The sequence below is a fragment of the Fibrobacter sp. UWH4 genome (assembly GCF_900142475.1).
Taxonomy (GTDB): domain Bacteria; phylum Fibrobacterota; class Fibrobacteria; order Fibrobacterales; family Fibrobacteraceae; genus Fibrobacter.
The window spans coordinates 149,064-174,152 of record NZ_FRAY01000002.1 but is presented as its reverse complement, the minus strand read 5'-3'; the positions used below and the strand labels follow the sequence as shown (position 1 = coordinate 174,152).

21 protein-coding genes are annotated in these 25,089 nt (G+C 50.9%); 20 read left to right on the top strand and 1 reads right to left on the bottom strand.

What is annotated here, in order from left to right; translation table 11 throughout:
• Positions 1–170: 170 nt before the first annotated feature.
• From BUA93_RS03555 to purT, 20 genes are all read left to right on the top strand, one after another.
• The gene (locus tag BUA93_RS03555) at positions 171–1,007 is read left to right on the top strand and encodes a hypothetical protein (protein WP_139257739.1); all 837 of its coding nucleotides are present in this window, start codon (positions 171–173) and stop codon (positions 1,005–1,007) included.
• A 137-nt stretch (positions 1,008–1,144) separates the two neighbouring features.
• On the top strand, positions 1,145–1,516 hold the full coding sequence (rpsF, locus tag BUA93_RS03550) for a 30S ribosomal protein S6 (protein ID WP_072977512.1): 372 nt from the start codon (positions 1,145–1,147) through the stop codon (positions 1,514–1,516).
• On the top strand, positions 1,516–1,767 hold the full coding sequence (gene rpsR, locus BUA93_RS03545; protein WP_072977510.1) for a 30S ribosomal protein S18: 252 nt from the start codon (positions 1,516–1,518) through the stop codon (positions 1,765–1,767). The genes rpsF and rpsR overlap by 1 nt, the downstream gene beginning before the upstream one ends.
• 14 nt (positions 1,768–1,781) lie before the next feature.
• Complete coding sequence (gene rplI, locus BUA93_RS03540) at positions 1,782–2,231, top strand: 50S ribosomal protein L9 (protein ID WP_072977508.1); 450 nt, start codon at positions 1,782–1,784, stop codon at positions 2,229–2,231.
• Positions 2,232–2,326: 95 nt separating this feature from the next.
• On the top strand, positions 2,327–3,841 hold the full coding sequence (locus BUA93_RS03535; RefSeq protein WP_072977506.1) for a DUF5683 domain-containing protein: 1,515 nt from the start codon (positions 2,327–2,329) through the stop codon (positions 3,839–3,841).
• Positions 3,841–4,551: a hypothetical protein gene (locus tag BUA93_RS03530; RefSeq protein ID WP_072977504.1), complete on the top strand. Its 711-nt coding sequence runs from the start codon at positions 3,841–3,843 to the stop codon at positions 4,549–4,551. The genes BUA93_RS03535 and BUA93_RS03530 overlap by 1 nt, the downstream gene beginning before the upstream one ends.
• A gap of 86 nt (positions 4,552–4,637) precedes the next feature.
• Positions 4,638–5,750, top strand: coding sequence for an efflux RND transporter periplasmic adaptor subunit (locus BUA93_RS03525; RefSeq protein WP_072977502.1), 1,113 nt, complete (start codon positions 4,638–4,640; stop codon positions 5,748–5,750).
• Between the two features lie 7 nt (positions 5,751–5,757).
• Entirely contained in the window at positions 5,758–8,823 is a 3,066-nt protein-coding gene (locus BUA93_RS03520) for an efflux RND transporter permease subunit (RefSeq protein ID WP_072977500.1), read from the top strand.
• Between the two features lie 281 nt (positions 8,824–9,104).
• Entirely contained in the window at positions 9,105–11,078 is a 1,974-nt protein-coding gene (locus tag BUA93_RS03515; protein WP_072977499.1) for a 4-alpha-glucanotransferase, read from the top strand.
• Positions 11,079–11,164: 86 nt separating this feature from the next.
• On the top strand, positions 11,165–12,424 hold the full coding sequence (locus tag BUA93_RS03510; protein ID WP_072977497.1) for a glycoside hydrolase family 13 protein: 1,260 nt from the start codon (positions 11,165–11,167) through the stop codon (positions 12,422–12,424).
• 103 nt (positions 12,425–12,527) lie between these two features.
• Positions 12,528–14,687, top strand: a complete 2,160-nt coding sequence (locus tag BUA93_RS03505) for an FISUMP domain-containing protein (RefSeq protein ID WP_083597108.1) — start codon at positions 12,528–12,530, stop codon at positions 14,685–14,687.
• 116 nt (positions 14,688–14,803) lie between these two features.
• Positions 14,804–17,464, top strand: a complete 2,661-nt coding sequence (locus BUA93_RS03500; RefSeq protein WP_072977494.1) for a protein translocase subunit SecDF — start codon at positions 14,804–14,806, stop codon at positions 17,462–17,464.
• Between the two features lie 278 nt (positions 17,465–17,742).
• On the top strand, positions 17,743–17,961 hold the full coding sequence (locus tag BUA93_RS03495; protein ID WP_072977492.1) for a hypothetical protein: 219 nt from the start codon (positions 17,743–17,745) through the stop codon (positions 17,959–17,961).
• Complete coding sequence (locus tag BUA93_RS03490; protein ID WP_072977490.1) at positions 17,943–18,500, top strand: GNAT family N-acetyltransferase; 558 nt, start codon at positions 17,943–17,945, stop codon at positions 18,498–18,500. The genes BUA93_RS03495 and BUA93_RS03490 overlap by 19 nt, the downstream gene beginning before the upstream one ends.
• Before the next feature lie 30 nt (positions 18,501–18,530).
• Positions 18,531–18,731, top strand: a complete 201-nt coding sequence (locus tag BUA93_RS03485; RefSeq protein ID WP_072977488.1) for a hypothetical protein — start codon at positions 18,531–18,533, stop codon at positions 18,729–18,731.
• Positions 18,732–19,038: 307 nt separating this feature from the next.
• Complete coding sequence (locus BUA93_RS03475) at positions 19,039–19,512, top strand: hypothetical protein (RefSeq protein ID WP_072977484.1); 474 nt, start codon at positions 19,039–19,041, stop codon at positions 19,510–19,512.
• Positions 19,513–19,529: 17 nt separating this feature from the next.
• Entirely contained in the window at positions 19,530–19,907 is a 378-nt protein-coding gene (locus BUA93_RS03470) for a hypothetical protein (RefSeq protein WP_072977482.1), read from the top strand.
• 391 nt (positions 19,908–20,298) lie between these two features.
• Positions 20,299–21,777 (top strand): InlB B-repeat-containing protein, encoded by a 1,479-nt coding sequence (locus BUA93_RS03465; protein ID WP_072977480.1) that lies wholly within the window; start codon positions 20,299–20,301, stop codon positions 21,775–21,777.
• Between the two features lie 245 nt (positions 21,778–22,022).
• Positions 22,023–22,958 carry a magnesium transporter CorA family protein gene (locus tag BUA93_RS03460; RefSeq protein WP_072977479.1) on the top strand — a complete coding sequence of 312 codons (936 nt, stop codon included), beginning with the start codon at positions 22,023–22,025 and terminating at the stop codon, positions 22,956–22,958.
• A 52-nt stretch (positions 22,959–23,010) separates the two neighbouring features.
• Positions 23,011–24,195 (top strand): formate-dependent phosphoribosylglycinamide formyltransferase, encoded by a 1,185-nt coding sequence (gene purT / locus BUA93_RS03455; protein ID WP_072977477.1) that lies wholly within the window; start codon positions 23,011–23,013, stop codon positions 24,193–24,195.
• Between the two features lie 41 nt (positions 24,196–24,236).
• Here purT and BUA93_RS03450 read toward each other — a convergent pair whose 3' ends face one another.
• On the bottom strand, positions 24,237–24,998 hold the full coding sequence (locus tag BUA93_RS03450) for an RsmE family RNA methyltransferase (RefSeq protein WP_072977475.1): 762 nt from the start codon (positions 24,996–24,998) through the stop codon (positions 24,237–24,239).
• Positions 24,999–25,089: the final 91 nt, after the last annotated feature.

Genomic DNA, 25,089 nt, shown 5'->3' with positions numbered 1-25,089 from the left:
CGCCCCCAGTTAACACCTGGGGGCTTTGTTGCTCACAGAGGAGCCGAATGCCGCGATAAACTATCCGGGTTTTAGGGCGGAGCCCTAGGCGAAGGGGTAGCGAGCGACTAGCGTGCGTCGTGCGAGCGAGGGGGAAACTTCCCCCTTCTTTTTTTTCTAGTTTGTTTCTCGTGCCGCATCTTTTTATTTTCATCGCCTTTGTCCTTTTGCTCCCGTCGTATTCACTCGCGGGGGAGTCTTCGGCGAATGATGCCGAATCGGTTCCGAAACGGGAATCGGTGGCGCTTCCGGGGCAGTCCGCCTACACGGGTGCGGGGCTTTCGATCGGACTTGCGGCAGGTGTCTTCAGCCCGATTGAAGAATGTGACTGCATGGGCTCGTGGCAGGGCCAGCTGGAGTATTTTTATTCGGATTTGGTGAGTGGGAGTTTCGAGGTGCGTTTTTTCGGCGGCGACCTGGACCGCGACAAGATGGTCATGTTCCAGCGCTATCGGATTCATGTGAGGTTTCATTCCGCTTACGATGAATTTGCTCTTTTTGCGGGGCCGTTCCTGGGGCTGGAGAATACGAGCATCTCGGAATTCCGCAAGCAGGTGGTGGACCGGGAAGAGGCGGATTCAAAAAAAACGCGTGCCCGTTTCTGGTGGCAGCAGGCGGATGACGAAGATCTTGAAGAAACGGACGATTCCTCTAAAACGGAGACGAACTGCGGAAAGCTGTTCGCTATGGACGGTTTCTCTATCGGGCTTGGCCTAGGGGGCGGCTATAACGTGTCTAGGCTGTTCGCGGTAACGGGGCTTGTCCAGGTCGAATACAATTTTTCGAAGGACGTGATGTTGAGCCTTGTGCCGGGGGTGGCTTTCAACCTGCTGGAAGTGTGGCCCTGGGCGAAAGGTGCGCTCCGTTCTACATGGATTTCTTTTGAAGTGGGTGGGCAAAGATACGTCCACGGGGGTGTCGAGGGGTGGTCGAACACCTTTTTCCTGGGGCTCCAGCTCGGGGCGTAGGGACTGTTTTGGGGCGGACTGCCTCCCGCAGTTTGACATTTTTTCCTGATTTTCTATATTTGGTGCACCGATTTTTATCGGAACCCTCCCGGGGCCAATGTCGGTCTCCCGGGCGATAGACCAAAGGGACTCATTATATGAGACAATACGAAACGATGGTGATCATCGACGCTATGATCTCTGACGACGCTATCAAGGCCGAAATCGAGACTATCGCCGCCAACATCACCAAAGGCAACGGCGAAATCCTCCGCCGCGACGATTGGGGCAAGCGCAAGCTCGCCTACTCCATCAAGAAGCGCCAGCATGGCTTTTACGTGATCTTCTACTACAAGGCTGAAGCCGCTACGGTCGCCTCTGTGGAAGCCGCTCTCAAGCTGAACGAAAACGTTCTCCGCTGGATGACTCTCGCTGATTATCCGATGAGCGAAATTGTTTACGACCAAACTCAGACCCAGTCCACCGAAGAAATCATCCCGGTTGACGCAGAAGAAGGGGAGGCTGAATAATGGCTTTTGAAGATAAGAAGCAGGCTCCGCGTATCCGCCGCAAGAAGACTTGCTGGTTCACGGAAAACAACATCAAGTTCATTGACTACAAGGACGAAAAGACCCTTCGTCGCTTCATCTCTGAACGTGGTAAGATCATTCCTCGCCGCATTTCTGGCACCTCCGCCAAGTATCAGCGTATGCTGAACGAAGCTATCAAGCGTGCCCGTCAGATGGCTATTCTCCCGTTCGTTTCGGACAGTCTGCGCTAAGGAGGAACTAGACTATGGAAATTATTCTTAAGGCCAACGTTCCCCACTTGGGCAAGATGCTTGACGTCGTGAAGGTTAAGGACGGCTATGCCCGTAACTACCTCTTCCCGCGTAAGCTCGCTGTTCGCGCAACTAAGGAAGCCAAGCTCGAAATCGAAAACAACCGCGCTGCTGTTGAAGCTCAGTTCCAGAAGGAACTCGCTGCCGCTGGTGACGTGGCTGCCAAGCTTTCTCAGGTTTCTGTCAACCTCGAACGCCGCGTTGTGGAAGGCGAACGTCTGTACGGTTCTGTGACCGCTGCCGACATCGCTGACGCCATCACCAAGCAGGGCGTTAAGGTTACCCGTGCTCAGGTTGCTCTCGAAGAACCGATCAAGCAGCTCGGTGTTTACACCGTGACGATCAAGGTCTTCAGCGACGTTGAAGCTCAGGTCAAGGTTTGGGTGGTTGCGGAGAAGGCTTAAGTTCCGGCTTAAACCCTTTCTAAATCACTAGAAATCTTTCGGACCGCTCCTTCGGGGGCGGTTCTTTTTTAGTGTTTTTTCTATTTTATCGTTGTATGCGCAAGTTTTCTTTTATAGCCTGTGTGGCAAGTCTTTTGGCGGTGCAGTCCTTTGCTCAGCCGCGTGACCTTTTTGCGGAATTCGAGGCGGAGGCCGAGGCTGCCGAGCAGTCCTCTGCCGCGGTTGCGTCTTCCAGTAGTGTTGCCCCCGCTCCGGTTTCAAGCGCCGCGGTCACCCCTGCAGCACCGGCGCCAGTTTCTAGCAGCGCTAAAGCCGCTAGCTCCAGCAGTGCAAAGGTCCCTGAGCCTGCCGAAGGGCCTGTTTCAAGTAGCGCGAAGGTCGCAAGCTCCAGCAGCGTTCAGGTCGCTGTACCTGCCGAAGTGCCCGCGTCTAGCAGCGCAAATGTCCCTGAATCTACCGAAGGGCTGTCGAGCGGCGCGGAACTCGATTCCTCTGTCGTCGCCGGTGCCGATACGGCTCTGGCTGCTGTCTCCGATTCTGCGGTGGTTGATTCGGCCTCGACAGCTGATTCGGCGGTCGTAGATTATGCTGCCCAGAAGCAAGCCGCTATCAATGCGGCGATTGAAGAGGCCAAAAAGCGCGATTCGCTTGCCGCCCTTTCCAGTTCCTCGGTTGTCGCAGAAGCGCCTTCCTCCAGTAGCATGAGTCGTCGCGAGTTGCTTGGCCCCGTCAAGGTATCCAAGGTGAACGGCATCGATGAAATGAGGGGCCGTTACAAGAGCCCGCGCAAGGCGATGTTCCTCTCTCTCGTGATTCCGGGTTCGGGTCAACTTTATGTGGGCGGTTCCACGTTCACGTACGCCCGTGGGGTGGTCTACCTGGCGCTCGAAGCGGCGCTGTGGGGTAGCTGGTATTACTACTCGGTGTACAAGTACGACAAGCAGGTGGACAAGTACAAGGACTTTGCGAAGAAGCATTACTCCATCGGTCGCTATGAAAGCGAAATGCGCGACCTGTACAATGCCGATGGCCTGAACTACGAATCGGAATTCCGTCGTCGTTACCTGGGGTCTCGCGAGTCGTTCTGCGAAGGAATCTTCGGCGATGCGACACGCCACGGCTGCTATGATCGCGACAAGCTGTATCACAATGACGTGGACTACGTGAATGATTTTGTGGCAGATCCGAAGAGCCTCGGCGAAGAAATGAAGACGGTCAAGATGGATAATCCTTCCGAAGTCTACCAGCTGATTGCCGACAATGCGTATGTGCTGGGTTGGGACGATGTCGAAGATCCTGCTGTTGCGACGGCACTCGATTTGGAAGATCCGAATTCTGCGACGGTGGGTCTGGGCAAGTCCGCTCGCCAGAAGGAATACCGTTCGCTGCGCAGCAAGGCGAACGATTATGCCGACATGCAGGCGTGGTTCTTTGGCGGCCTGATTCTGAACCATATCGTTTCGGCCGTGGACGCCCTGTTTACGGCGAACGCGCATAACAAGACACTCTACGAAGAAGACTTGTCTTGGTATGACCATTTGCATTTCGATAGCGGAGTGTCCTTTGTGGACGGCTTCGGTGTGAACGTGCAGGCTAGTTGGGGATTCTGATGAAGTTCCTTGTAGTGCTCCTTTTTGCCGTGGCGACCGCCTTTTCGCAGGTGGTGGTTTCGGTCGATGAAAGCGTGAGCAAGAATTCCGAGAAAAAATGGTACCTGGGCATGGGCGCCTCGGCCCTGTTGCCGGGTATGGGTGAACTTTACCTGGGCGAACGGCAGTTCGTGCGGCCTTTCGTGTGGACGGACATTGCCCTCTGGTTTACCGCCATCGGTTCGTATGCCATCGGTGAACGCTACATAACCTCGGCGCACAATTATGCGGTGCGTCATGCGGGGCTAACATCGAATAGCCGGGATGTGGACATGCTCAATACGGTTGGCGATTACCGCAGCCGTGGGGGTGTCGCGGGGCAGAACTCGTCGCCTGACATGGACGAGGACTACAACCAGGCGCAGCTGCGCGCCGGCAAGAAAATCGACGAAGACCTCAATGCCAGCATCCAGTGGGATTGGGGCTCCAGCGACAATCCCGAGACGACTGAACATATCGACGAATACAAGAGCCGCCTGCGTCATTACCGCGTGAGCCGCATCGTTTTCCAAGTGTCGGTCGGTGCGCTCCTCCTGAACCGCGTGGTCTCGATGCTGAACACCATCCGCGTCTACCGTGCCACTTCTTCAAAGTCCTTTACCGAACGAATGGAATTTGTGCCTGAATTCTACGAGGATGGCAGCGGTTTGATCATGAATGTGAAATTCTAGAAATTTCAGATTTCGGAATTCAGAATTCGGAATTGGAAATGACAAATAATTTGCAACGCCTTATACAGTTTAATCATCTAAAGTTTATGAAAAAATTTGCATTTTTATCTGTCGCGTTGCTATTGGTTGCTTGCAGTAACGATTCCGCTCCCGGTGCAGGGGCGCCTGGTAAGGGTGCTACTGGCAAGGGCGGCCCTGGTGGCAAAGGTGGTCCGGGTGGCAGGCCCGCTCGTGAAATCGCGGTAGAAGGTTACATTGCCGAAGCCCATGAATCGGGCAAGACGTTTTCTGCAATGGCGACGCTCGAACCGCTGAACAGCGTGCAGCTGACGGCGGCTACTTCGGGCCGGCTCATGAACCTTTACGCGAAGGATGGCGCCTCGGTACAGAAGGGTACGCTTCTCGCTAAAATTGACGATTCCGAATTGAGAGCGCAGCTCAAGCAGGCGGAGTCGAACCAGCAGCTGGCCCAGCAAAAATTTGACCGCACCAAGACCCTTCACGAAAAGGATGGTGCCACTCAGGCGGATATGGAAGCGGCAGAGGCTTCGCTCAAGTCGGCGGAAGCTTCGGTGGAACTTATCAAGGCGCAAATCGCGAAGACCGAAGTGCGTGCCCCGTTTGCAGGCAAGCTCGGCTTTGTGAATGTTTCTGTGGGCGCCTGGCTTACGACGGGTACATCGATTGCAACGCTTAGCGAAGTGAAAAAGCTCAAGGCAAAGTTTGCGCTTCCGCAGCGCTATGCCACTACGCTTAAGGTGGGCGACGCGGTAGACGTTAAGGACGAAGAGCGTAACATGGCCAAGTCTGGCAAGGTGAAGGCCCTGGAAGCATCCCTTTCCGAAAGCAGCCGCACGCGCCAGGTCCTTGTTGAAATTGACAATGCGAACGGTGAACTTCTGGCAGGCTCTTACGCCAAGGTGAATGTGACCATGCAGGCGGGCGCTGCTAAAAGTATCCCGGTTCCTGCCGAAGCATTTACTCTCGATAAAGATGGCGCCTACGTGTTTGTGGCGACCGGCGGCAAGGCAAAGATCAAGCATGTCGAGACGGGTCTCCGTACGCCGATTTCGGTCAATGTGACGGGAGGCCTCAACGAAGGCGATACGGTGATAACGTCCGGTTTGATTAGCCTTCGCGAAGGAACATCTGTCCGCATCCGTGAAATTCGCCATAACACTGATTACGAAGTGGAGTAGGTAAACGATGAGTGTCGCTACCCTTTCCGTACGTCGCCCGGTGCTCATGACCGTGATGGCGCTCGTCATCATCTTGCTTGGCGCCTTTGGCGCGTCGAACTTGGGCGTGCGCGAATATCCGAACGTGGACTATCCGCTGATTCAGGTGCGTACTTCGTACCCGGGTGCAAACGCTGCCGTGGTCGAAGCCGAAGTTACCGAAATCCTGGAAGCCTCCATTAACAGTGCCTCGGGAATCAAGGCGCTTACCTCTACGAGCCGTGACGGTTTTTCGTCTATCAACATCGAGTTCGAAACGGGCATGGATCTGGAGGCGGCCGCCAATGAGGTTCGTGACCGCGTGAGTCGCGTGCGCCGCAGGCTCCCAGACGATGTCGATGAACCTACGGTCTATAAGTCCGATAGCGATAATGACCCGATTCTGATGGTGAGCCTGGTGAGTGACAACCTGGACCCCATGGAGGTTTCGGAAATTGCGAACAACCAGGTGAAGGAACGCCTGCAGACTATCTCCGGAGTGTCGGAAGTGGCCATCTGGGGCGAAAAGCGGCCGACGGTGCGCCTGTGGATAGACCCGGTGCGTATGCAGGCCCTGGGCGTGTCGGGGGCTGAGATGTCGGCGGCCCTCAGCCGTGGCAATTTGGAATTGCCTTCGGGCACTATCGAGGGCAGCGAGACCACCCTTTCTATCCGCACTTTGGGACGAATCCTGGACCCAAAGGCTTTCGAAAATATTGCGGTAAAGACCGCCGCCGACGGAACCGTGATCCGCATTTCGGATGTGGCGGATGTTCATTACGAACCCAAGGATACCCGCACGGGATTCCGCCGTAACGGCAAGAACTCCATTACCCTGGCCCTGATGGCTCAGCCCGGTTCAAACCATGTGGAAATTGCCAACGAGTTCTACAAGCGCGTCGAAGATATCCGCCGTGAAATTCCTGAAGGAGTTGATGTTCTTTACGGTCGCGATACTTCGGTGAATATCCGCGCCTCCATTCGAGAAGTGGTGGAGACAATCTTTATTGCGTTCCTTTTGGTGATTGCCATTATCTTTGCGTTCCTGCGCGAGGGCCGCACGACACTTATCCCGATGGTGGTGGTGCCGGTGTCTGTGATCGGTAGCTTCTTTGTACTTTACCTTTGCGGATTCTCGATTAATGTGCTGACGCTTTTGGCGATGGTGCTTGCCATTGGCCTTGTGGTTGATGATGCCATTGTGATTGTCGAAAACATTTACCATAAGATTGAACGCGGCATGACGCCCAAGCAGGCTGCTGTTGCGGGAACGAATGAAATCTTTTTTGCGGTGATTGCGACCTCGGTGGTGCTGATGGCCGTGTTTGTCCCGGTGCTTGCTTTGGGTGGCACGACGGGGATTCTGTTCCGTGAATTTGTTGCGGTGATGATCGGTACCGTGTTCCTTTCTACCTTATGCGCCTTGACACTTTCGCCGATGCTTTGTTCCAAGTTCTTGAGAAAGCAAAAGCAGGGCTGGTTCTTCCGCGTCACGGAGCCGTTCTTCGATTGGCTGAACCGTATTTACTCCGTGTTGCTCGGCGGATTCCTTCGACTGCGAATTCTCCTGTTCCCGGTGGTGGCGGGGCTTTTGGTGGCAGCCTATTTCTGCTTCAACAACATGAGTAGCGAAATGGCTCCGACCGAAGATTCCAACGCGGTCATGGTGAACTTGAACATGCCCGAAGGTGTCACGCTTACTCGCACCAAGCGCATGGCCGATGCCTTTGCCGAAGAAGTAATTGCGCTCATGGATAGCAACGAATATTCAGAAATCCAGGCGGGTGCTTGGAATGCGGGCAATTCCAGAATGCGCATTACGCTGAATGACGACAAAAAGGCTCGTCGGCCGCAGAGTGAAATCGCTCATGCCATTCAGATTCTCGGAAACGAATACCCCGACTTGCGCGTGATGGTGTTTGAACCGCAGAGTATCAGTACGCAGCGCGGCGGCCTCCCGGTGCAGTTTGTGTTGCAGGCGCCGAATATCGAAATCTTGCGAACCCTTGTGCCCAAGTTCGAAGAAGAAGCGAGCAAGAGCCCTGTGTTTAGCGTGGTGAATAGCAACTTGCGCTTTACCAAGCCGGAACTCCATATTGAAATTCTGCGTGACAAGGCGAACGAAGAAGGAGTGTCTGTGAACGATATCGCCCAGGCGGTGCAGCTTGCGATTAGTGACCAGAGTTATGGTGAATTCTACAAGGACGGCCGCCAGTACGATATCATTGGTGCGGTTGGTTATCAGTACCGCAGCATGCCCGAAAACATTTCGATGCTTACGGTCAAGAACGACAAGGGCGAGCTTGTGAGCCTCGATAACTTTATCACTTATAGTGAGCAGTCGGCATCGCCGTCGCTGCCGCGTTATAACCGATTCAGTGCCGCGACGATTCAGGCTGGCCTTGTGCCCGGCAAGACGATTGGCGACGGCGTCGAAGAAATGCGCCGCATCGCGAAGCATTTGCTGAAGGATTATCCGAATGTCAGTACGGCGCTGAGCGGATCTTCGAAGGAATTCGAGGAAAGCTCCAGCGGTCTTTACATCGTGTTCCTGCTGGCTTTGGCGCTTGTGTTCCTGGTGCTTGCGGGGCAGTTCGAAAGTTTCCGTGCGCCGTTCGTGATCTTCTTTACGGTGCCGCTCGCTTTGGCGGGTGCTTTGACCTGCTTGTTCCTGACGGGGCAGACGCTGAACATCTTCAGTGAAATTGCGCTGATTCTGCTGATTGCACTTGTGACGAAGAACGGTATTCTGATTGTGGAATTTGCGAACCAAATTGCGGCGAGTACCGGCTGTAGCAAGCTAGAGGCGGCTCGGATGGCGGCGGAACGCCGCTTCCGCCCAATTTTGATGACGAGCCTTTCGACGGTATTGGGCGCGGTGCCGCTCATTATGACCGGCACCCCGAGCCGCATTGCGATGGGTATCGCTATCGCCGGTGGACTCACCTTCGCGACGTTCATGACCCTCTTTATTGTGCCTGCCGCTTACAGCTTCTTTGCGGGGAAGGTCAGGCTTGACGCGATGAAGAGCACCGACGCTTCAAAAATGGCTTAACAAGACCGCTCGGCTTATTTCTTTTTTTCTGATTTTTCGGTATTTGAGGGTGCGTTAGCGGACTCGCTGAAGGGGAATACGAATCGTCCGCGCAGAACGCATCCGGGGGCGCCCGGGTCGCATTCTTTTTTGCGTTTGTTGCAGAAGGTATTCCGCAAATGTCTGCATTCGTAGCTCATAATTTTAATTTAATAAAATTATAACAAAATATAAAAAGAAAACAGAAAGAAGTTCACTTTTTTCGGTTTACGGATGCTTACGCACTTTGTTAAATTTGCAGCATGCGATATGGTGACATTTCTTATTTTCAAAGTGGCGTAGCCGTTCCTCTCTTTAGCCTCTATAGCAAGCAGAGTATCGGGATCGGTGAGTTCCTGGATTTGATTCCGTTTGCCCGTTGGGCAAAGTTCTGCGATTTCAATATCATCCAGTTGTTGCCGGTAAATGACACTGGGGCGGAATCTAGCCCGTACAGTGCCCGTAGTGCTTTTGCATTGAATCCGGTGTTCATCAATGTACAGACGGTCGAAGGCTCTGCAGATGTCGAAGATGAGATTCGCACGGCGAAGCTCGAATTTGACAAGTTGGGAAAGATTGACTATTACCATATATCTTCTTGGAAGCGTTTTGTTCTCCGCAAGATCTTTGATAATCGTTATAGCGAACTCAAAAAGGACAAGCTGCTTCAGCGATGGATTGACGATAATCCGTGGTCAAAGCCTTATTGCGTCTATTGTACTCTGAAAGCGATGAACGGCGAAGCCAGTTGGAAGGATTGGCCCGAATTCCGCGATCCGTCGGCCAAGGATATCGATAAGCTTTGGAAAAAGTTCGAGAAGGACAACCTGTTCCAGGCCTGGATGCAGTTCGAAGCCGAAAAGCAGTTTAGCGCCGTGATTGAAGAGATTTCGAAGATGGGCCTCCGCCTGAAGGGCGACATTCCCATTTTGATTAACGAAGATAGCGCCGATGTATGGGCGGACCGCAAGTACTTCTCTCTGGATGATCGTGCGGGCGCTCCTCCTGACATGTTCAGCTATAGCGGCCAGAACTGGGGTTTCCCGACTTACCGTTGGGATGTTATCGAGAAGGATGATTTTGCATGGTGGCGTAGCCGCCTCGCGCAGGCCAGCAAGTTCTATCATGCTTATCGCATTGATCACGTGCTCGGATTCTTCCGCATTTGGTCGATTCCGCAGCAAGAGGTCACTGGTATTTTGGGTTACTTTAACCCGTGCGTGCCGCTCACTTGGGAAAAGCTCAGCTCCGCGGGCTTTATCCGTGAAACGCTTGAATATCTGCGTCGTCCGAATTACGGCTATGACCAACTTCGTGAATTCTTGGGGAACGATACCGACCGTCTGGCTCCGGTATGCTTTACCCAGCTCGAAGGTCACCCAGACCGCCTTATCCTGAAGCCGGAATACTCTTCCGAAAAGGCAATTCTCGGAATGAATGAACCGCAGGAAGTCAAGGACAAACTGCTGAAGGTTTATTGGAACCGCGTATTTGTTCCGTCGGGCGATGAAAATACGTTCTACCCGTACTGGTACTGGTACAATGCACCGGTGTTCTTTACCTTGCCGGAATATGAACAAGAGAAACTGCGTAACCTGATCAAGGAAAACGAAAATTCCCAGAACGACTTGTGGGATGCAAATGCGACGAAGCTTTTGACGGTCCTTTCTCAGGAAACCGATATGCTTGTTTGCGCCGAAGATCTCGGAGCCGTGCCTCCTTGCGTTCCTTCAGTGCTGCATAAGTTGAACATTCTTTCGTTGCGTATCGAACGCTGGGCACGCAACTGGAATGCCCCGTATTCTCCGTACTACGAAATGGGTGAATATCCGCGTATGTCCGTGTGTGCGACGAGCTGCCACGATTCCTCGACGCTCCGTGGACTTTGGTACGAGAAGGATTTCGACCGCGACCTGTATTGGTCTCATGCCCATTTGCCGGGAAAGGCCCCCGAAGAAATTACCCCGTCTGTCGTGCGCCAGATCTTGGCGCATGTCTATTCGGCTAATAGTTTGTTCTGTATTCTGCCGTTGCAGGATTACCTGGCGCTGTCGGCAAGCCTTTCCAAGGGGTCTCCGGAATCGGAACGCGTGAATGTCCCGGGAACGGTGGGCGGTTCTAACTGGTGCTATCGTATGCCTTGCTCGGTGGACGAACTGATGGATTACACATCGCTTAGCTCCGATATCCGCATGCTCGTGGATGTCCGCAAGCGCCGCCCCATGTGGAAAATCTAAAACAATTCGGAATTCGGATTTCGGAATGATGAATTGATTTTAATAGAATATTTCAACTCCGAACTCTGAATTCTGAAATCTGAATTATGTTCGCTCCTGCTTGGGTTAAAGACGCTATCTTCTACCAGATATTCCCCGACCGGTTCTGCCGTTCGGAGCGTTATCATGCCGTAGGCAAGTTTGTCGCGTGGGGGAGCAAGCCTACCCGTGAAAATATGTTCGGCGGAAACCTCGCAGGTATCGAGGACAAGCTGGAATACATTGCGGGCCTCGGTGTCAATGCCATTTACTTGTGCCCGATTTTCAAGAGCAATTCGAACCATCGCTACCACACGGTGGACTACTTCGAGATTGACCCGGTGCTCGGCACGCTCGAAGATTTTGACCGTCTGGTCAAGAAGGCGCATAAACTGAAGCTCCGTGTGATTCTGGATGGCGTGTTCAACCATTGCTCCCGCGGATTCTTCCAGTTCAATAGCCTGATGGAACTTGGGCAAAATTCGCCGTATGTGGATTGGTTCCATGTGAAGGGCTGGCCGCTGAACGCCTATACCGACAAGCCCAATTACGAATGTTGGTGGAACTTCCCGGTGCTCCCGAAATTCAATACGGACTGCCCCGATGTGCGCGAATACCTTTTCTCGGTAGGCGAGTACTGGATGAAACGCGGCATTGACGGCTGGCGCCTCGATGTTCCGAATGAAATTGACGATGATAGCTTTTGGCAGGAATTCCGCCGCCGCGTGAAGGCGGTGAATCCGGATGCCTACATTGTGGGTGAAATTTGGGATGAGCCTTCTCGCTGGCTCAAGGGCGACCAGTTCGACGGCGTGATGAATTACGTGTTCCGCAAGGCGGCGATGCAGTTCCTGTTCGACGAGAATCCGATTTCGATCAAGGAATTCGGCGAGCGCTTGCAGAAGGCTTTCCCCGAAGGCCGCGGCGACATTCCCATGAACTTGCTCGGGAGCCACGATACCACGCGCCTGATGTCGCAACCCTGCGCAAGCCTCGAACGGATCAAGCTCGCGTATACGATTCTGTTCTTCTTGCCGGGGGCGCCGTGCATTTATTACGGCGAAGAACTTTCGATGAAGGGCGGCAAGGATCCCGATAACCGCCGTAGCGTACCGTGGAGTAAACTCTCCGAAATGCAGGCCAAACCGCTGTACGAATTTATCAAGCAGATGATTGCGCTCCGTAACAAGAATGCGGTGCTTCGCGAGGGCGCTCTTGAAATTCGCTCTGCCGACAACGGCTTTGCCATCGAACGAACCCTCGGCAGAAAGACGATGACGCTCGTTGTGCTGCAAGACGGCACTGATTTTAAGTTCAACATAGTATAAAACCGCTATAGTTGCCACACGGATTGGGAATCACTAACGTGATTCCTGTTTTAATAAACTAAATTTGCTTAGTCTGAATTCATGAGGTTACCGGAGGCTTTCTATGAAAAAGTTTTTTGCGTTGTTTGCTGTTGCCGTTTTGTTTGTTGCCTGCAGTGGTAATGGCGCTGATGTTATCGATGACATGGGGCTTGATGATGGGGCCGAAGAGATTGATCATGATGCTTCAACGGACTCGTTAACGTCGGAAAGCAAATTGTCTTCCAGTAGAGAGGGGACTGAATCGGGCAATTCTAGCGAAAGAGAAGTGAAATCGTCCTCGTCTGAACAATCTCTCGATACGATAGAATTAGTTTGGGGTGCAGCCAAGGAATCCTTCTTTAATCCGAATGTCGAGTATGGGACCATGACGGATGACCGTGATGGAAAAGTCTATAAAACGGTGAAAATCGGCAATCAAGTGTGGATGGCAGAAAACCTAAATTATGATGATAGCATTGCGATGCCCAGTCTTAAGGGGAAAATGCTGGATTGTGGCAACAAAGTTGGAAATTGCGCCGTGGCTGGTCGCATGTATGGCTGGACTGCAGCCATTGATTCTGTGGCTTTGTCTCACAATAAGGAAAACCCGCAGTATTGTGGTGATTGTTGCTTGCCTCCTAGAGTGCAGGGGGTGTGTCCCAATGGTTGGCACTTGCCAGATTTCGATGAGTGGCGTACCCTAGAAGCAACGGTGAGAAATACTGGAAATCTTAAGTCGAATAGTGGCTGGATTAACATAAGTTGTTTCTCGAATGATTCTTGTAAAAGTACCGATGCCTATGGCTTTTCGGCGGTAGCTTTTGGTAGTAAGGAAGATTCTAGTTTTGCAGGTGATAAAGAAAGATATGTTTGGGGTGGTTTTGGCGAAAGAGCTGTTTTTCAAGCCGCGAAGGTTGATGGATATGGTTCGGGTTATATCGAAATCTATGTTAGGAGAGGTGATTTGTCATATGCCTCCTATAGTAGATGGGGTGGAGAAGTTTATGCATCTGTTCGCTGTCTCAAGGACGATGGTCCCGCTCCCAAGACAGAAGAAACTCGTCTGAATCCAAATGTGGCTTACGATAGCTTGATTGACGAACGCGATGGTCATGTTTACAAGACTGTGAAAATCGGTGCGTTGGTCTGGATGGCTGATAATTTGAATTACGATGACGGCAAAAGTAAGTGCTTTAATGATGATGAAGGAAACTGCGAAATATTGGGTCGATTGTATACTTTCAATGCTGCTGATTCTGGCTGCCCTGCTGGTTGGCGTTTGCCTGAGGAATCGGAATGGTGGGATTTGTTTGAGGATGGCTCCGGATACGAAGTGAAAAATGATGTTAAGTCTCAAAGTGGATTTCCTCGTGATGAGAAAGGTTCCAATGCTACGGGCTTTTCCGCGCTGAGCGTCAGTTATTGGAGTACTTCCTGGAATTCTGATATCTACTCTGTTGATTTTGCACGCGATGCTTATTGGCTTACTCAGAAAGAAGATGATGTTAACAGTGTCCGTTGCATCAAGGATGGCACGATTGAGGAAATCAAGACAAATACCATACAAACGGATGTTACCTACGGCTCTCTGGTCGATGAACGCGATGGCAAAGTTTACAAGACGGTAAAAATTGGCGAACAGACCTGGATGGCGGAAAATCTGAATTACGATGATAGTGTTGCAACGCCTTCTCTTAAAGGCAAAACTTGGTGTTATGACGATCTTGCGGAAAACTGCGACTCATGGGGACGTCTATATACTTGGGCCGCGACCATAGATTCTGTAATGTTGGCGACGGATGCCGATAATCCGCAATATTGTGGCTATAGAAATAACAAGTGTTTCTTTGAAAACCTCAAGGGGATTTGCCCCAGCGGCTGGCATTTACCCAATAACGAAGAATGGTTTACGTTGTATTCTTTTGTTGGAGGAGCCTCCATTGCGGGGTGGATCCTCAAATCATCGACTGGTTGGGCAAATGAAATGAATGGATCCGATGCCTATGGTTTTTCTGCGTTTCCTGCTGGCGAAAACCTTTCCACTTCAAAACTTGAGTTCTACGGGGGTGGCCGTAGCGCGTGCTTTTGGAGCTCTGAAGAAGAGTGGGGCTTGGATTTAGGTGGTGTGCAACGGGATTCGTATTGCTTCGCTATAGGTACGAATGATCGCGTGAGAATGGGTGCGGCGCCTAAGTATTATGCCCAACCTGTCCGCTGCATTAAGGATTCTCCTACCGAATAGAGCCTTTTTTAGGCGAGTTCGGCCGCTTTCTGCCGGCGGTTGTCCTTAATCTTTCGTCTATTTTTCTATCTTTGCGCGCAAAACTTAGTGAATAATGCCTTATTAAGGGATTGCAAATGAAAAAAAATAAATTCGGCATGCGAGAACTGATTATTCTCCTCGTCATTGTTTTGTCTGCCTACACGGTATGGCCTTCTATCCAGGTTCACACCAAGAAGGGCGAAGAAAAGCAGACCTTCCTCAAGGAAAATCCGAAGATGGGTGCAAAATCCATCAATTTCGGCCTTGACCTTGCTGGCGGTACGGCTATTACCCTTGAAATTGACAAAACCAATATCAAGGGCGACGATATCAAGGACATTCAGGAACAGTCCCTCGAAATCATCCGTAACCGCGTTGACCAGTACGGTCTTTCTGAACCGCAGATTTCCCCGTCCGGCGACGACCGAATCGTGGTTGAACTGGCAGGCGTGGATGACTCCACTGCAAAGGCTCTCGTGGGTTCGACCGCTAAGCTCGAATTCAAGATTCTGGCCGAAGCCGAAAAGTTTACGCAGGTGGTTGGCCTCATCGACCAGTACCTGACCCGCCAGACGACCGACATCGTGGCTGATTCCGCCGCTACGGATTCTACCGCCAAGGATTCTACGGTCGCCAAGGCTGATTCCGCCAAGGATACGCTTCCTAAGGAAGCTACCAAGACCCTTTCCGATGACGAATTGCTCGGTAAGGCTCCTGCCGCTGAAGTCGCTGCTACCGATTCCGCCAAGGATTCTGCTGCAGTCGAGGCTCAACCGGCATCTGAGGTCGGCGTTGCTCTTTCCGCTTACTACCTGAGTTTTGGTAACGGTGGCTTTATCGCCGAAGAAAATGTCGAAAAGGTCAAGAAGCTCCTCGCTACTGACGGTGTGCAGAAGCTGATTCCGCGCGATGTCGCTTTCGCTTTCGGCAGCGGTCTCGAACCGGTGCAGCGTGATTCCAAGATTAAGGCCAAGCGTCTTTACCTCCTCAAGCGCCGTGCCGAAATGGCCGGTGACGATGTGGTCGATGCTCGCCCCTACCGCGTGTCTGATGGTGTGAGCGCCGGTGAAGTGGCCGTGAGCCTCAAGTTCGGTGGCATTGGTCCTAAGAAGTTCTCTGCCGTGACTGCCGCTAACATCGGCAAGCAGATGGCTATCGTTCTTGACAACCAGGTGATTTCTGCTCCGGTGATCCGCGACCGTATCCCGAACGGCGAAGCCCAGATTACGGGTCTCGACGACATGGCCGAAGCTAACCGCCTCTCCGTGGTGCTCCGCGCCGGTGCCCTCAAGGCTCCGATGAAGATTATTGAAAGCCGCAGCGTGGGTGCAACCCTCGGTGAAGAAAACATTGTGCAGGGCTTCGGTTCCGGTGCTATCGGCCTTATCCTCTGCTTGGTGTTCATGGTTGCCTACTACCGCCTCGGTGGTCTTATCGCTAGCTTCGGTATGGTGATCAACACCTTGGTGACCGCCGCCGTGATGTCTGTGTTTAACGCTACGTTGACCTTGCCGGGTATCGCAGGTTTCATCCTCGTGGTCGGTATGTCTCTCGACGCCAACGTGATTATTTACGAACGTATCCGTGAAGAACTCAAGAACGGCCTGACCGCCCGCGCCGCCGTGGCCAAGGGATACGAACGCGCCTTCGGTGCCATCTTGGACTCCAACTTGACCACCGTGCTTACCGGCCTTATCCTTTATAAGATTGGTACGGGTTCTGTGAAGGGTTTCGGTCTTACTCTTACGATCGGTATCTTGACCTCCTTGTTCTGCGCAATCACGGTGACTCGCTCTATTCTTGACTGGCGTCTTGCCAAGGCTGATCGTACCACGCTTTCGATTGGTTCCGGCTTCAAGGCCATCAACGAAGCGAACCTTCAGATTATTCCGAACCGCCGTCGATTCGGCCTCATTTCGATGATCCTCATTGTGGCATCCATTGCCTTCATCGCTGTCAAGGGCTTCGACTTCAGCATCGACTTCACTGGTGGTCAGGTTTATACCGTGCAGTACCAGGACGATGCTAAGCACGAAAAGGACTTGAGCAAGGCGCTCTCTGCTGCCGGTATCTCTGGCACGAAGGTTCGTACGCTCGGTGGTACTTCTGCTAACTCCTACCAGATTAGCATGCGCGCCTCTGACGACGCCCAGTTCGAACTCAAGATGGCTCAGGCCTTCGAAAAGGCCGGTCAGAAGTGCGAAATCGTCGCTAAGGACAATGTGGGTCCGACCATCGGTAAGGAACTCCGCTTTAACGCAATCCTTTCTGTGATTCTCGCATGGCTCGGCATTTTGATTTACGTGTGGTTCCGCTTCGGTAAGTTCGGTCTCGGCTTCGGTGTCGCGGCCGTGCTCGGCCTGGTGCACGATACCGTGATTACGCTCGGCTTCATCTCTGCCTTCGGTCTTTCCTTCGACGGCGCCTTGATTGCCTCGCTCCTCACCATGATCGGTTACTCTGTGAACGACACCATCGTGAACTTCGACCGTATTCGTGAAAACACTGCCGTGTATGGTTCCAGCAACTTCGCCGAAACCATCAACAAGTCCCTGAACCAGTGCTTTAGCCGTACCATGGTGACCTCTCTCACGACTTTGTTCGTGTGCGTGATCCTCGCTGTGATGGGTGGTTCTTCCATCCGCGACTTCGGCTTGGTCCAGTGCTTCGGTATCCTTATCGGTACCTACTCTTCTGTGTGCATCTGCTCTCCGGTGGTTCTCTGGTGGAGCAAGCGCTTCAAGAAGGGTGTGTAATTTAGACTATAGTCAAGGTCACTGAGCGTGTCGAAGTGACCGATGATTAGGATATTGCCTCGGTTCAAAACCGGGGCTTCTTCTTTATTCCCATGGAAATGAAAGTTTTGTCAACTGTAAGTTGCTAAATGAACGGTGAACAGCTCGACCCCTTGTTTTTGATTTTGCAAGAATCTATATTAAAAATACCACCCCCATTAGGTGTGTTGCCGGGTCCAGAAAAGCGGCTATGCCCACCCCAAGTTGGTATATGAACGATATATAACAAAGGATGTTATATGGCTAGACCTATAAGGGAAACACCTATACTTTTCGGCGAAGATGCTCGTCGGTTTCTTGAGCGTATGCAAAATCCTGAACCGGAAACACCGGAAGAACGTGAACAGCGTTTGAAGGATTACGAATTCATGAAAAAGGCTTATGAAATCGGCATGGCTGAAAAGCGTGCCCGCGAAGCAGCAAATGGAGGGGTGGATCCGTGGTTCGACAATGTATAGATGAGCAGAATTTGACATTCGTTCGGTTGAATCCGAATAACAAAGTGAAAAATTTTGATTGCGGCGATAAGGATTTAAATGATTTTATAGTCAATCGCGCATCGGATTTTCAAAAGAACTTGCTTTCTGTCAGTTATGCTTGTGCAGAAGCAGGTTCAGGTCGGATTCTGGCTTATTGCAGCCTTGCCAATGACAAGGTGGCGATTACCGATTTCAAGGACAAGACCGAATTTAACCGTTTTCGCAGGGAGCAGGGGTTTCCGAATTCTAAACGTCTCAAGAGCTACCCTGCAGTAAAGTTGTGTCGCTTGGGAGTTGATGAAAATGTCAAAAATCATCGGATTGGAACGACGATGTTGAATTACATCAAGTCAATGTTCGTAGTCGAGAATAAAGCAGGTTGCCGTTTCTTGACTGTTGACGCGTATCTGGATGCGGTCCCGTTCTACATCAAAAATAAATTCAACTTCATGAATGTTGATGACAATGATCCGCATACACGACTTATGTACTACGACCTGAAGAATTTGAAAATGTAATAGACGGACAACGAAACGAGGAAACGCTATATGACTTGGCAACAGGAAATCGATATCGCTGTAGATCGTGAACGTCGACGTGCAGACGAAGAGAAAGTTCGTGCTGATGATGCTGAAAAGCGTTTTTTCGAAGCGAAGAATCTCGCTGACGCAGAAAAGGCGCGTGCTGACAAGGCTGAAGCCCGTGCCGATAGGTTCGAGAAAATGCTTCGCGAACTTGGCAAGCTGTAGTTCTAATTATTTTTGAAAAATTCTATGTAAGGCGGTCGATTGAAATGACCGCCTTTTGCGTATGTTGTCGTTTTGTCATTCTGGAGGTCCGTAGGACCGACGGAATCCAAAAGTCTTCCGTTCTAGCGGCAAAATGTGTCTGTTTCCTCTTCAAAATTGTGATTTTGGACAAAAAGGGGAGCCTATTATGTAAAAAAATGGCTGAAGTCCTCAATTACCCTTGACTTTATTTTTTTTTGTTTACATTTGGTGTGAAAAAATTAACATATCTCATTTCCGCTAGAAATAGTCGAGAAAGGAGTCTTTTATGGGTTTTAAGAAAAGAATTTTGAAGAGAAAGGACAAGGCCGACGAACATTATGTTATCGACCTTTGCGACAAAATTTTGGGGTTGGAAGCAAAAAGACAATACCATTTTGATTTTTTGAGGGGCGATATCCTGAAGGATGGAGTTGTTGAAGAAAATTCAGGTCGTCCACTTCCTGTAGATGCCTACTATGATGAATTGAATCTCGTCATTGAGTATTGGGAACGTCAACACACGGAACCAACTCCGTATTTTGACAACAAGATGACCCGTTGTGGAATCTCCCGTGGAGAGCAACGAAAAAAATACGATCAACGCAGAGAAAAGGTGCTTCCGAAAAATGGAATAAAGCTCGTTGTCATTCAATACAAGGATTTTGGTGAATCTAAAAGAATTCGCAGATCTCTTGACCATGACTTAGCTGTAGTCAAGCGGATTTTGATAGACAATCATGTTTTAAACGACAACGGATAAACGAAGGGGAAGCGAAAATGAAAAACATTTTAGTTCTGATTTTGTTTTTCTTTGTGACAAACTTGCTAGCTGGCGAGTGGGTATCTGTATCCGAACCAGAGAATACGAGGAAAATTGATGGTATATCGTTTTATGTAATTACTAAGGCGGATGAGTTGGCCTGGTTTGCAGAGCAGGTAAATAGCGGAAAAATGACAATAAATGCAATTTTATCGAACGATATTGTATTTGAAGGAGGATATTTTAGAGGACAACTTTTTAATAATTATGAAGGTGTTTTTGATGGAAACGGCTATACTATTTGGGGATTATACTGTTATGGAGCAGGCTACTTTATAGATACATTAAAATACAACGGAGTAGTAAAAAATATTTTTCAAACAGGGAAGATTTAACTCTGTGGTGGGAGTGAATCGAGGAAGAATAGAATACGTTACTGCGTATGCCAATGAAAAAGATGTAAATTTGTTTGTAAATGAAAATTACGGAACTATTGATCATTGTACCTATTATGGAAATGTAGAGTCGAAGTCTTTGGTCTATAGAAATTATCTCTCTGGTCTTATATCATATTGCAAAGTCTCAGGTGGCAGTTCTGATGGTGGTTTTGGTACTATTATTGGTATTGAAAATAACGGCACTATTAAATATTGCATATATGACGGAAATTCAACTAACAATTTTGTTAATGGCAGCTCACAAAATGGATCCATTCAATGGTCTTATAGTACGTCAAAAAATGAATATTGGCTGAACAATAAAAAAATCCAATCTACCGCTGAAAACATGCAGAGAGACCAGTTTGCTTGGATTCTAAACACTTCAAACGGAGCCGAAGAAAATAGCGGAGTGTGGACTCGCGGAACGGATGGCTATCCGACTTTTGCAAATGAAGATTCCTTGGCGATTCGCAAGGTGGTGTTTGATGATGATGGAACCACAAGTAATCGCTATACGAATTACAAGGGCCTTGTGACATTCCCTGAAAATCCTGAACCTGCTGAAGGATATGTTTTTAGTGGATGGTATAACTCCGATGATATCAAGGTCAAGCCGACGACGGTGTTTACGGCTGATCAAACTGTCAATGCCGTCTATGTTGATGCAAGTGATGTTTTCTGGACAATCAACTTCTATAATGCAGCTCCTGCCGATACTGTGTTGGAATCCAAGTCCTATCAGCATGGTAGCATTGTTGCTTATGGTGGTGTCGCTCCGACACTTGCTCCCACAGCAAAATACACCTATACTTTCAAGGGCTGGAATGTAGAACCCACGAATGCCGTAGAAGATTTTGATTATCATGCCGTTTATGATTCTACGATTCGTTCGTACACGGTTACTTTCAATAATGCAGATGGCTCCAAAATTGAAAGTGCTACCTTTGAATATGGAAAAATGCCTAGCTGCAGCAAGACTCCGACGCGTGTGGCAACTGCTGAATGGACATATTCTCACAAGGGCTGGAAACCTGCTTTAGATTATGTCACCGAGGCTGCAACCTATACTGCAATCTATGATTCTAGCAAGGTTAAGTATAAGGTGACGTTCATGAACGGCACGACCGTCATTGATGAACAGATGGTTCCGTATGGTAATCCCGCCGTTGCTCCGATTAATGTGACTCGTGAAGGTTACAAATTTGTAGGCTGGAATACGTCTTTTGCGACGGTGACGGAGGCCTTGACGGTCAAGGCTTTGTTTGAAGAACTGATTATTCGCACTGTCAATGTTGTTGATGTTGATGGCGATAAGATTGTTAACACTACTATTGAAGATGGCGAAAAGTTCACGCTGCCTGAAGCTCCGAAAAAAGAGGGCTACACCTTTGATGCATATTACGATGGCGATAAGAAACTTGGTGTAGCGGGTGATGAAATCTCTGTGACCGCAGACATTACCATTACTGCGAAGTACATTGAGAATCCCAAGAGTAGTTCTAGTCAGCAGGAGATTGCCACGAGCTCTTCGAGCTCTCGCAATGACAAGTCCAGCTCGTCGAGTTCAAGGATTAATTCGTCTTCTAGCGCAAAAACCGAGGCTATTGTCGCAACGGTAGTTCCGAAGTTCTCGGTGATGGTGAACGGTCGTAGCTTGCAGATTTCGGCTGCTCGCATCGGGGCGGCCTATGCGCTCTTCGATATGCAGGGCAAGGTTCTGTTGCAGGGACGTGTGCGGACAGCGAACTTTGAAATCCCTGTGATGAGGGCCGGTAGCTACCTTCTGAAGATTGAAAGTACGACGCAGAGGGTGAGCGTTAGGTAAAATTCCGGGGTTTTAGGGGGCTGGCCCCCCTAGGCGAAGGGGTAACGGCAGACACGGCGATGACCAGTCCGCAAAGCGAACATTCGTCGGGCGAAGCCCGAGGCCATGTGAGCGTGCGGATCTGGTGAAGCCGGGGCTAAAGTTAGGGGGAATCTTCCCCCTTTTTTGTCGTTTTTCTTTCGTTTTTCGTCTCAAGTCTTTCGTCTATTTACTATCTTTACCCCCGTTCGATAAAGGGGGCTCCTATGCTCAAGAAGTACTACAAGATCGAATCGGGTCGCCTCGCTAGTGCCCCGAACGAAGACAGCGCCGACATCGTGATGATGGGTTCCTTGAGCCAAGAGCAACGTAGCGTGCTCGTTAAAGAGTATGAGATTACGGAACATACCATAGCCTCTGCATTCGACTCGGACGAACTTTCCCGTATCGAGTACGACGACGACTTTACGACCATCGTGTTTAAGAAGCCGAAGAACTATTCCGCGAGTGACAACTTCCAGTTCCGCGTGGAATCTTTCGGCATCTTCATCTTCAAGGACTGGGTGCTTTTGCTGACCGACTCCGACATTCCGGTAATGGACGAAAAGCGCTTCTCCAAAATTGACAGCTTGAACACCTTTGTGCTGCGCGTGTTGAGCTACGCCATCTTCCACTTTAACGAACACTTGAAGATTATCAACCGTATCAACGACGAGTTGGAACAGAAACTGCGTACGGCCATGGAAAACAAGTACCTGCTCAGCATGTTCAGCTTGAACAAGGGCTTGATTTACTACGTGAGCGCCTTGAATAGCAACGACACGCTCCTGAAAAAGTTGCAGATTGGCCGCAGCCTGAACTGGAACGAAAGCGAACGGGAACTGCTGGACGATATCGTCATTGAAAACCGCCAGAGCCTGCAGCAAGCTGAAATCTACGCCAACATTTTGACGTCCATGATGGATGCCCGCGCAAGCGTTATCAGCAACAACGTGAACACGCTGATGAAGAACCTCACCATCGTGACGATTTCTATTTCTCTCCCGACGTTCTTCGCAAGCTTGTTCGGCATGAACGTGAAGCTGCCCTTTGGCATGAACGGCGACGCCATGGTCGGTTCGCCCATGGCATTCTGGCTGATTATCGCAGTGTGTATTCTCTCGGTGCTTGCGTTCCTCGCTTTCTGGATGCGTCGCAAGTAAAGGGCCTGCAAACTTTACCTATATTATTCCTGTAAACCAAGGAGCATAATTTATGGCAGAAATCGGTACACCTCTAAGTTCTAGTGCAACTAAGGTTCTTTTTTGCGGAGCAGGTGAACTCGGCAAAGAAGTCATCATCGAGATGATGCGTCTCGGCGTTGAAGTCATTGCCGTGGACCGTTATGCCAACGCTCCCGGTATGCAGGTGGCTCATCGTAGCCACGTGATTAACATGCTCGATGGTGCCGAACTTCGCCGTGTGATTGAACTGGAAAAGCCGGACTATATTGTTCCCGAAGTCGAAGCCATTGCGACCGACACGCTCGTGGAACTCGAGAAGGAAGGCTACAACGTCATTCCGACCGCGAAGGCCACCAAGCTCACGATGAACCGCGAAGGTATTCGTCGACTCGCCGCCGAAGAACTCGGCATCAAGACGAGCCCGTACCGCTTCGCCGACAATTTTGAGGACTTCAAGAAGGCTGTCGCTGAAATCGGCATCCCGTGCGTGATCAAGCCGGTCATGAGTTCCTCGGGTCACGGCCAGAGCGTCATCAAGACCGAAGCCGACATCCAGAAGTCCTGGGATATTTCCCAGCACGAAGGCCGCACGGGCCACGCCAGCCGCGTGATTGTGGAAGGCTTCGTACCGTTTGATTACGAAATTACTTTGCTCACGGTGCGCCATGTAGCGGGCACGAGTTTCTTGGAACCTATCGGCCACCATCAGGTGGGCGGGGACTATCAGGAATCTTGGCAGCCGCAGCCGATGAAGCCGGAACTGTTGGAACAGGCCAAGGTGATTGCGAAAAAGGTTACCGACGCCCTCGGCGGTCGCGGAATCTTTGGCGTGGAACTTTTCGTATGCAAGGACGAAGTCCTGTTCAGCGAAGTTTCTCCGCGTCCGCATGATACCGGCATGGTGACTTTGATTTCGCAGGACCTCTCCGAATTCGCATTACACGCTCGCGCCATTCTTGGCTTGCCCATTCCGAACATTGCATTCCACGGCCCGAGCGCCTCGAAGGCTATCGTCGTGGACGGCAATTCCGACCACGTGAAGTTCGGTGGCCTCGAAGAAGTGCTTGCAGAACCTGACACTGCGCTTCGCCTGTTTGGTAAGCCCGAACTCAAGGGCCACCGTCGCTTGGGCGTGCTGCTTGCCCGCCGCGACACGGTGGAAGAAGCCAAGGCGCAAGTTATGGCCATGCGCGAAAAAGTTAAAGTGTCTTTGTAAAAATCACGTCATCGCGAGGGGTGAAACCCCGCGGTGATCCATTACAGTATTTTTCCTAAAGCAATAATCGCGGCAGTGCGCGCACGCAGGCGCGTGTTGCCGAGATTCAGCAAGTGGACCTTCCCGTTTTGGAAGGCCTTTATTGCTTCTATTTCGCGTGGCGAGAATCCACCTTCGGGGCCTACTAACAAAGTAATCGGCGTTACGTTTTCATTGGAGCTCTCGTTTGCGCCCGAGCCGTCGCTAGCCGAAGCGTTGTCCGTGCCGCTTAAATTCAGCTGGCGTTCTCCGTCAATGTCGCAGAGAATCAAGTCGCCTTTATAGGATTCGAGCCACTTGTCGAATTCGATGGGGCCTTCGATTGCGGTCATCCAGGCTTTCTTCGATTGCTTGAGGCTCACGAGGCTCTTGAGCTCGGCGCGGCGCACGGTCTTTTTCAAGTCGGAGTTCTTGGGCTCCTGTGAAAAGTCCGTGCGCAAGAAGATAATCTTGTCTATTTCGGTCTGAGCCGCATGGAATACGACTTCTTCCAAGGCGTCGTCCTTGAGGCATGCAATCCCGAGCGACACCTTGGGCCGCGCTCTCTCCGCCTCGATTACCGTATCGACTCGCACCTGGCATGCCTTGGCGTCGGCCACCTCGATGAGCGCATCCGCGTAATGCCCCACGCCATCGGACAGCTGCAAAGTGTCGCCTGCGCACGCCCTGCACACGCGCACGGCGTGGCTGCTCTCGTTCTCGTCAAGGGTAATGGTGCCGACTGAAATCAGCGGGCAATAAAAGCGGCTATCAGGAGTCTTCATAGTTGTAAAAATAAAAATGTTTTATGCGAAGCATCATCAGTTGAATGGCGTAAAGTAGAGATGAAGTGTCTTGGAAGCCTTCAAAGGTACC

Excerpts from the sequence above, each read along its gene's own strand:
- BUA93_RS03515 (WP_072977499.1), top strand. The coding sequence starts at position 9,105 with ATGCGATATGGTGACATTTCTTATTTTCAAAGTGGCGTAGCCGTTCCT.
- BUA93_RS03470 (WP_072977482.1), top strand. The coding sequence starts at position 19,530 with ATGAAAAACATTTTAGTTCTGATTTTGTTTTTCTTTGTGACAAACTTG.
- BUA93_RS03475 (WP_072977484.1), top strand. The coding sequence starts at position 19,039 with ATGGGTTTTAAGAAAAGAATTTTGAAGAGAAAGGACAAGGCCGACGAA.
- BUA93_RS03485 (WP_072977488.1), top strand. The coding sequence starts at position 18,531 with ATGACTTGGCAACAGGAAATCGATATCGCTGTAGATCGTGAACGTCGA.
- BUA93_RS03530 (WP_072977504.1), top strand. The coding sequence starts at position 3,841 with ATGAAGTTCCTTGTAGTGCTCCTTTTTGCCGTGGCGACCGCCTTTTCG.
- BUA93_RS03525 (WP_072977502.1), top strand. The coding sequence starts at position 4,638 with ATGAAAAAATTTGCATTTTTATCTGTCGCGTTGCTATTGGTTGCTTGC.
- BUA93_RS03535 (WP_072977506.1), top strand. The coding sequence starts at position 2,327 with ATGCGCAAGTTTTCTTTTATAGCCTGTGTGGCAAGTCTTTTGGCGGTG.
- BUA93_RS03510 (WP_072977497.1), top strand. The coding sequence starts at position 11,165 with ATGTTCGCTCCTGCTTGGGTTAAAGACGCTATCTTCTACCAGATATTC.
- BUA93_RS03450 (WP_072977475.1), bottom strand. The coding sequence starts at position 24,998 with ATGAAGACTCCTGATAGCCGCTTTTATTGCCCGCTGATTTCAGTCGGC.
- rpsR (WP_072977510.1), top strand. The coding sequence starts at position 1,516 with ATGGCTTTTGAAGATAAGAAGCAGGCTCCGCGTATCCGCCGCAAGAAG.
- BUA93_RS03520 (WP_072977500.1), top strand. The coding sequence starts at position 5,758 with ATGAGTGTCGCTACCCTTTCCGTACGTCGCCCGGTGCTCATGACCGTG.
- purT (WP_072977477.1), top strand. The coding sequence starts at position 23,011 with ATGGCAGAAATCGGTACACCTCTAAGTTCTAGTGCAACTAAGGTTCTT.
- BUA93_RS03460 (WP_072977479.1), top strand. The coding sequence starts at position 22,023 with ATGCTCAAGAAGTACTACAAGATCGAATCGGGTCGCCTCGCTAGTGCC.
- BUA93_RS03500 (WP_072977494.1), top strand. The coding sequence starts at position 14,804 with ATGAAAAAAAATAAATTCGGCATGCGAGAACTGATTATTCTCCTCGTC.
- rplI (WP_072977508.1), top strand. The coding sequence starts at position 1,782 with ATGGAAATTATTCTTAAGGCCAACGTTCCCCACTTGGGCAAGATGCTT.
- rpsF (WP_072977512.1), top strand. The coding sequence starts at position 1,145 with ATGAGACAATACGAAACGATGGTGATCATCGACGCTATGATCTCTGAC.
- BUA93_RS03495 (WP_072977492.1), top strand. The coding sequence starts at position 17,743 with ATGGCTAGACCTATAAGGGAAACACCTATACTTTTCGGCGAAGATGCT.
- BUA93_RS03465 (WP_072977480.1), top strand. The coding sequence starts at position 20,299 with ATGCAGAGAGACCAGTTTGCTTGGATTCTAAACACTTCAAACGGAGCC.
- BUA93_RS03505 (WP_083597108.1), top strand. The coding sequence starts at position 12,528 with ATGAAAAAGTTTTTTGCGTTGTTTGCTGTTGCCGTTTTGTTTGTTGCC.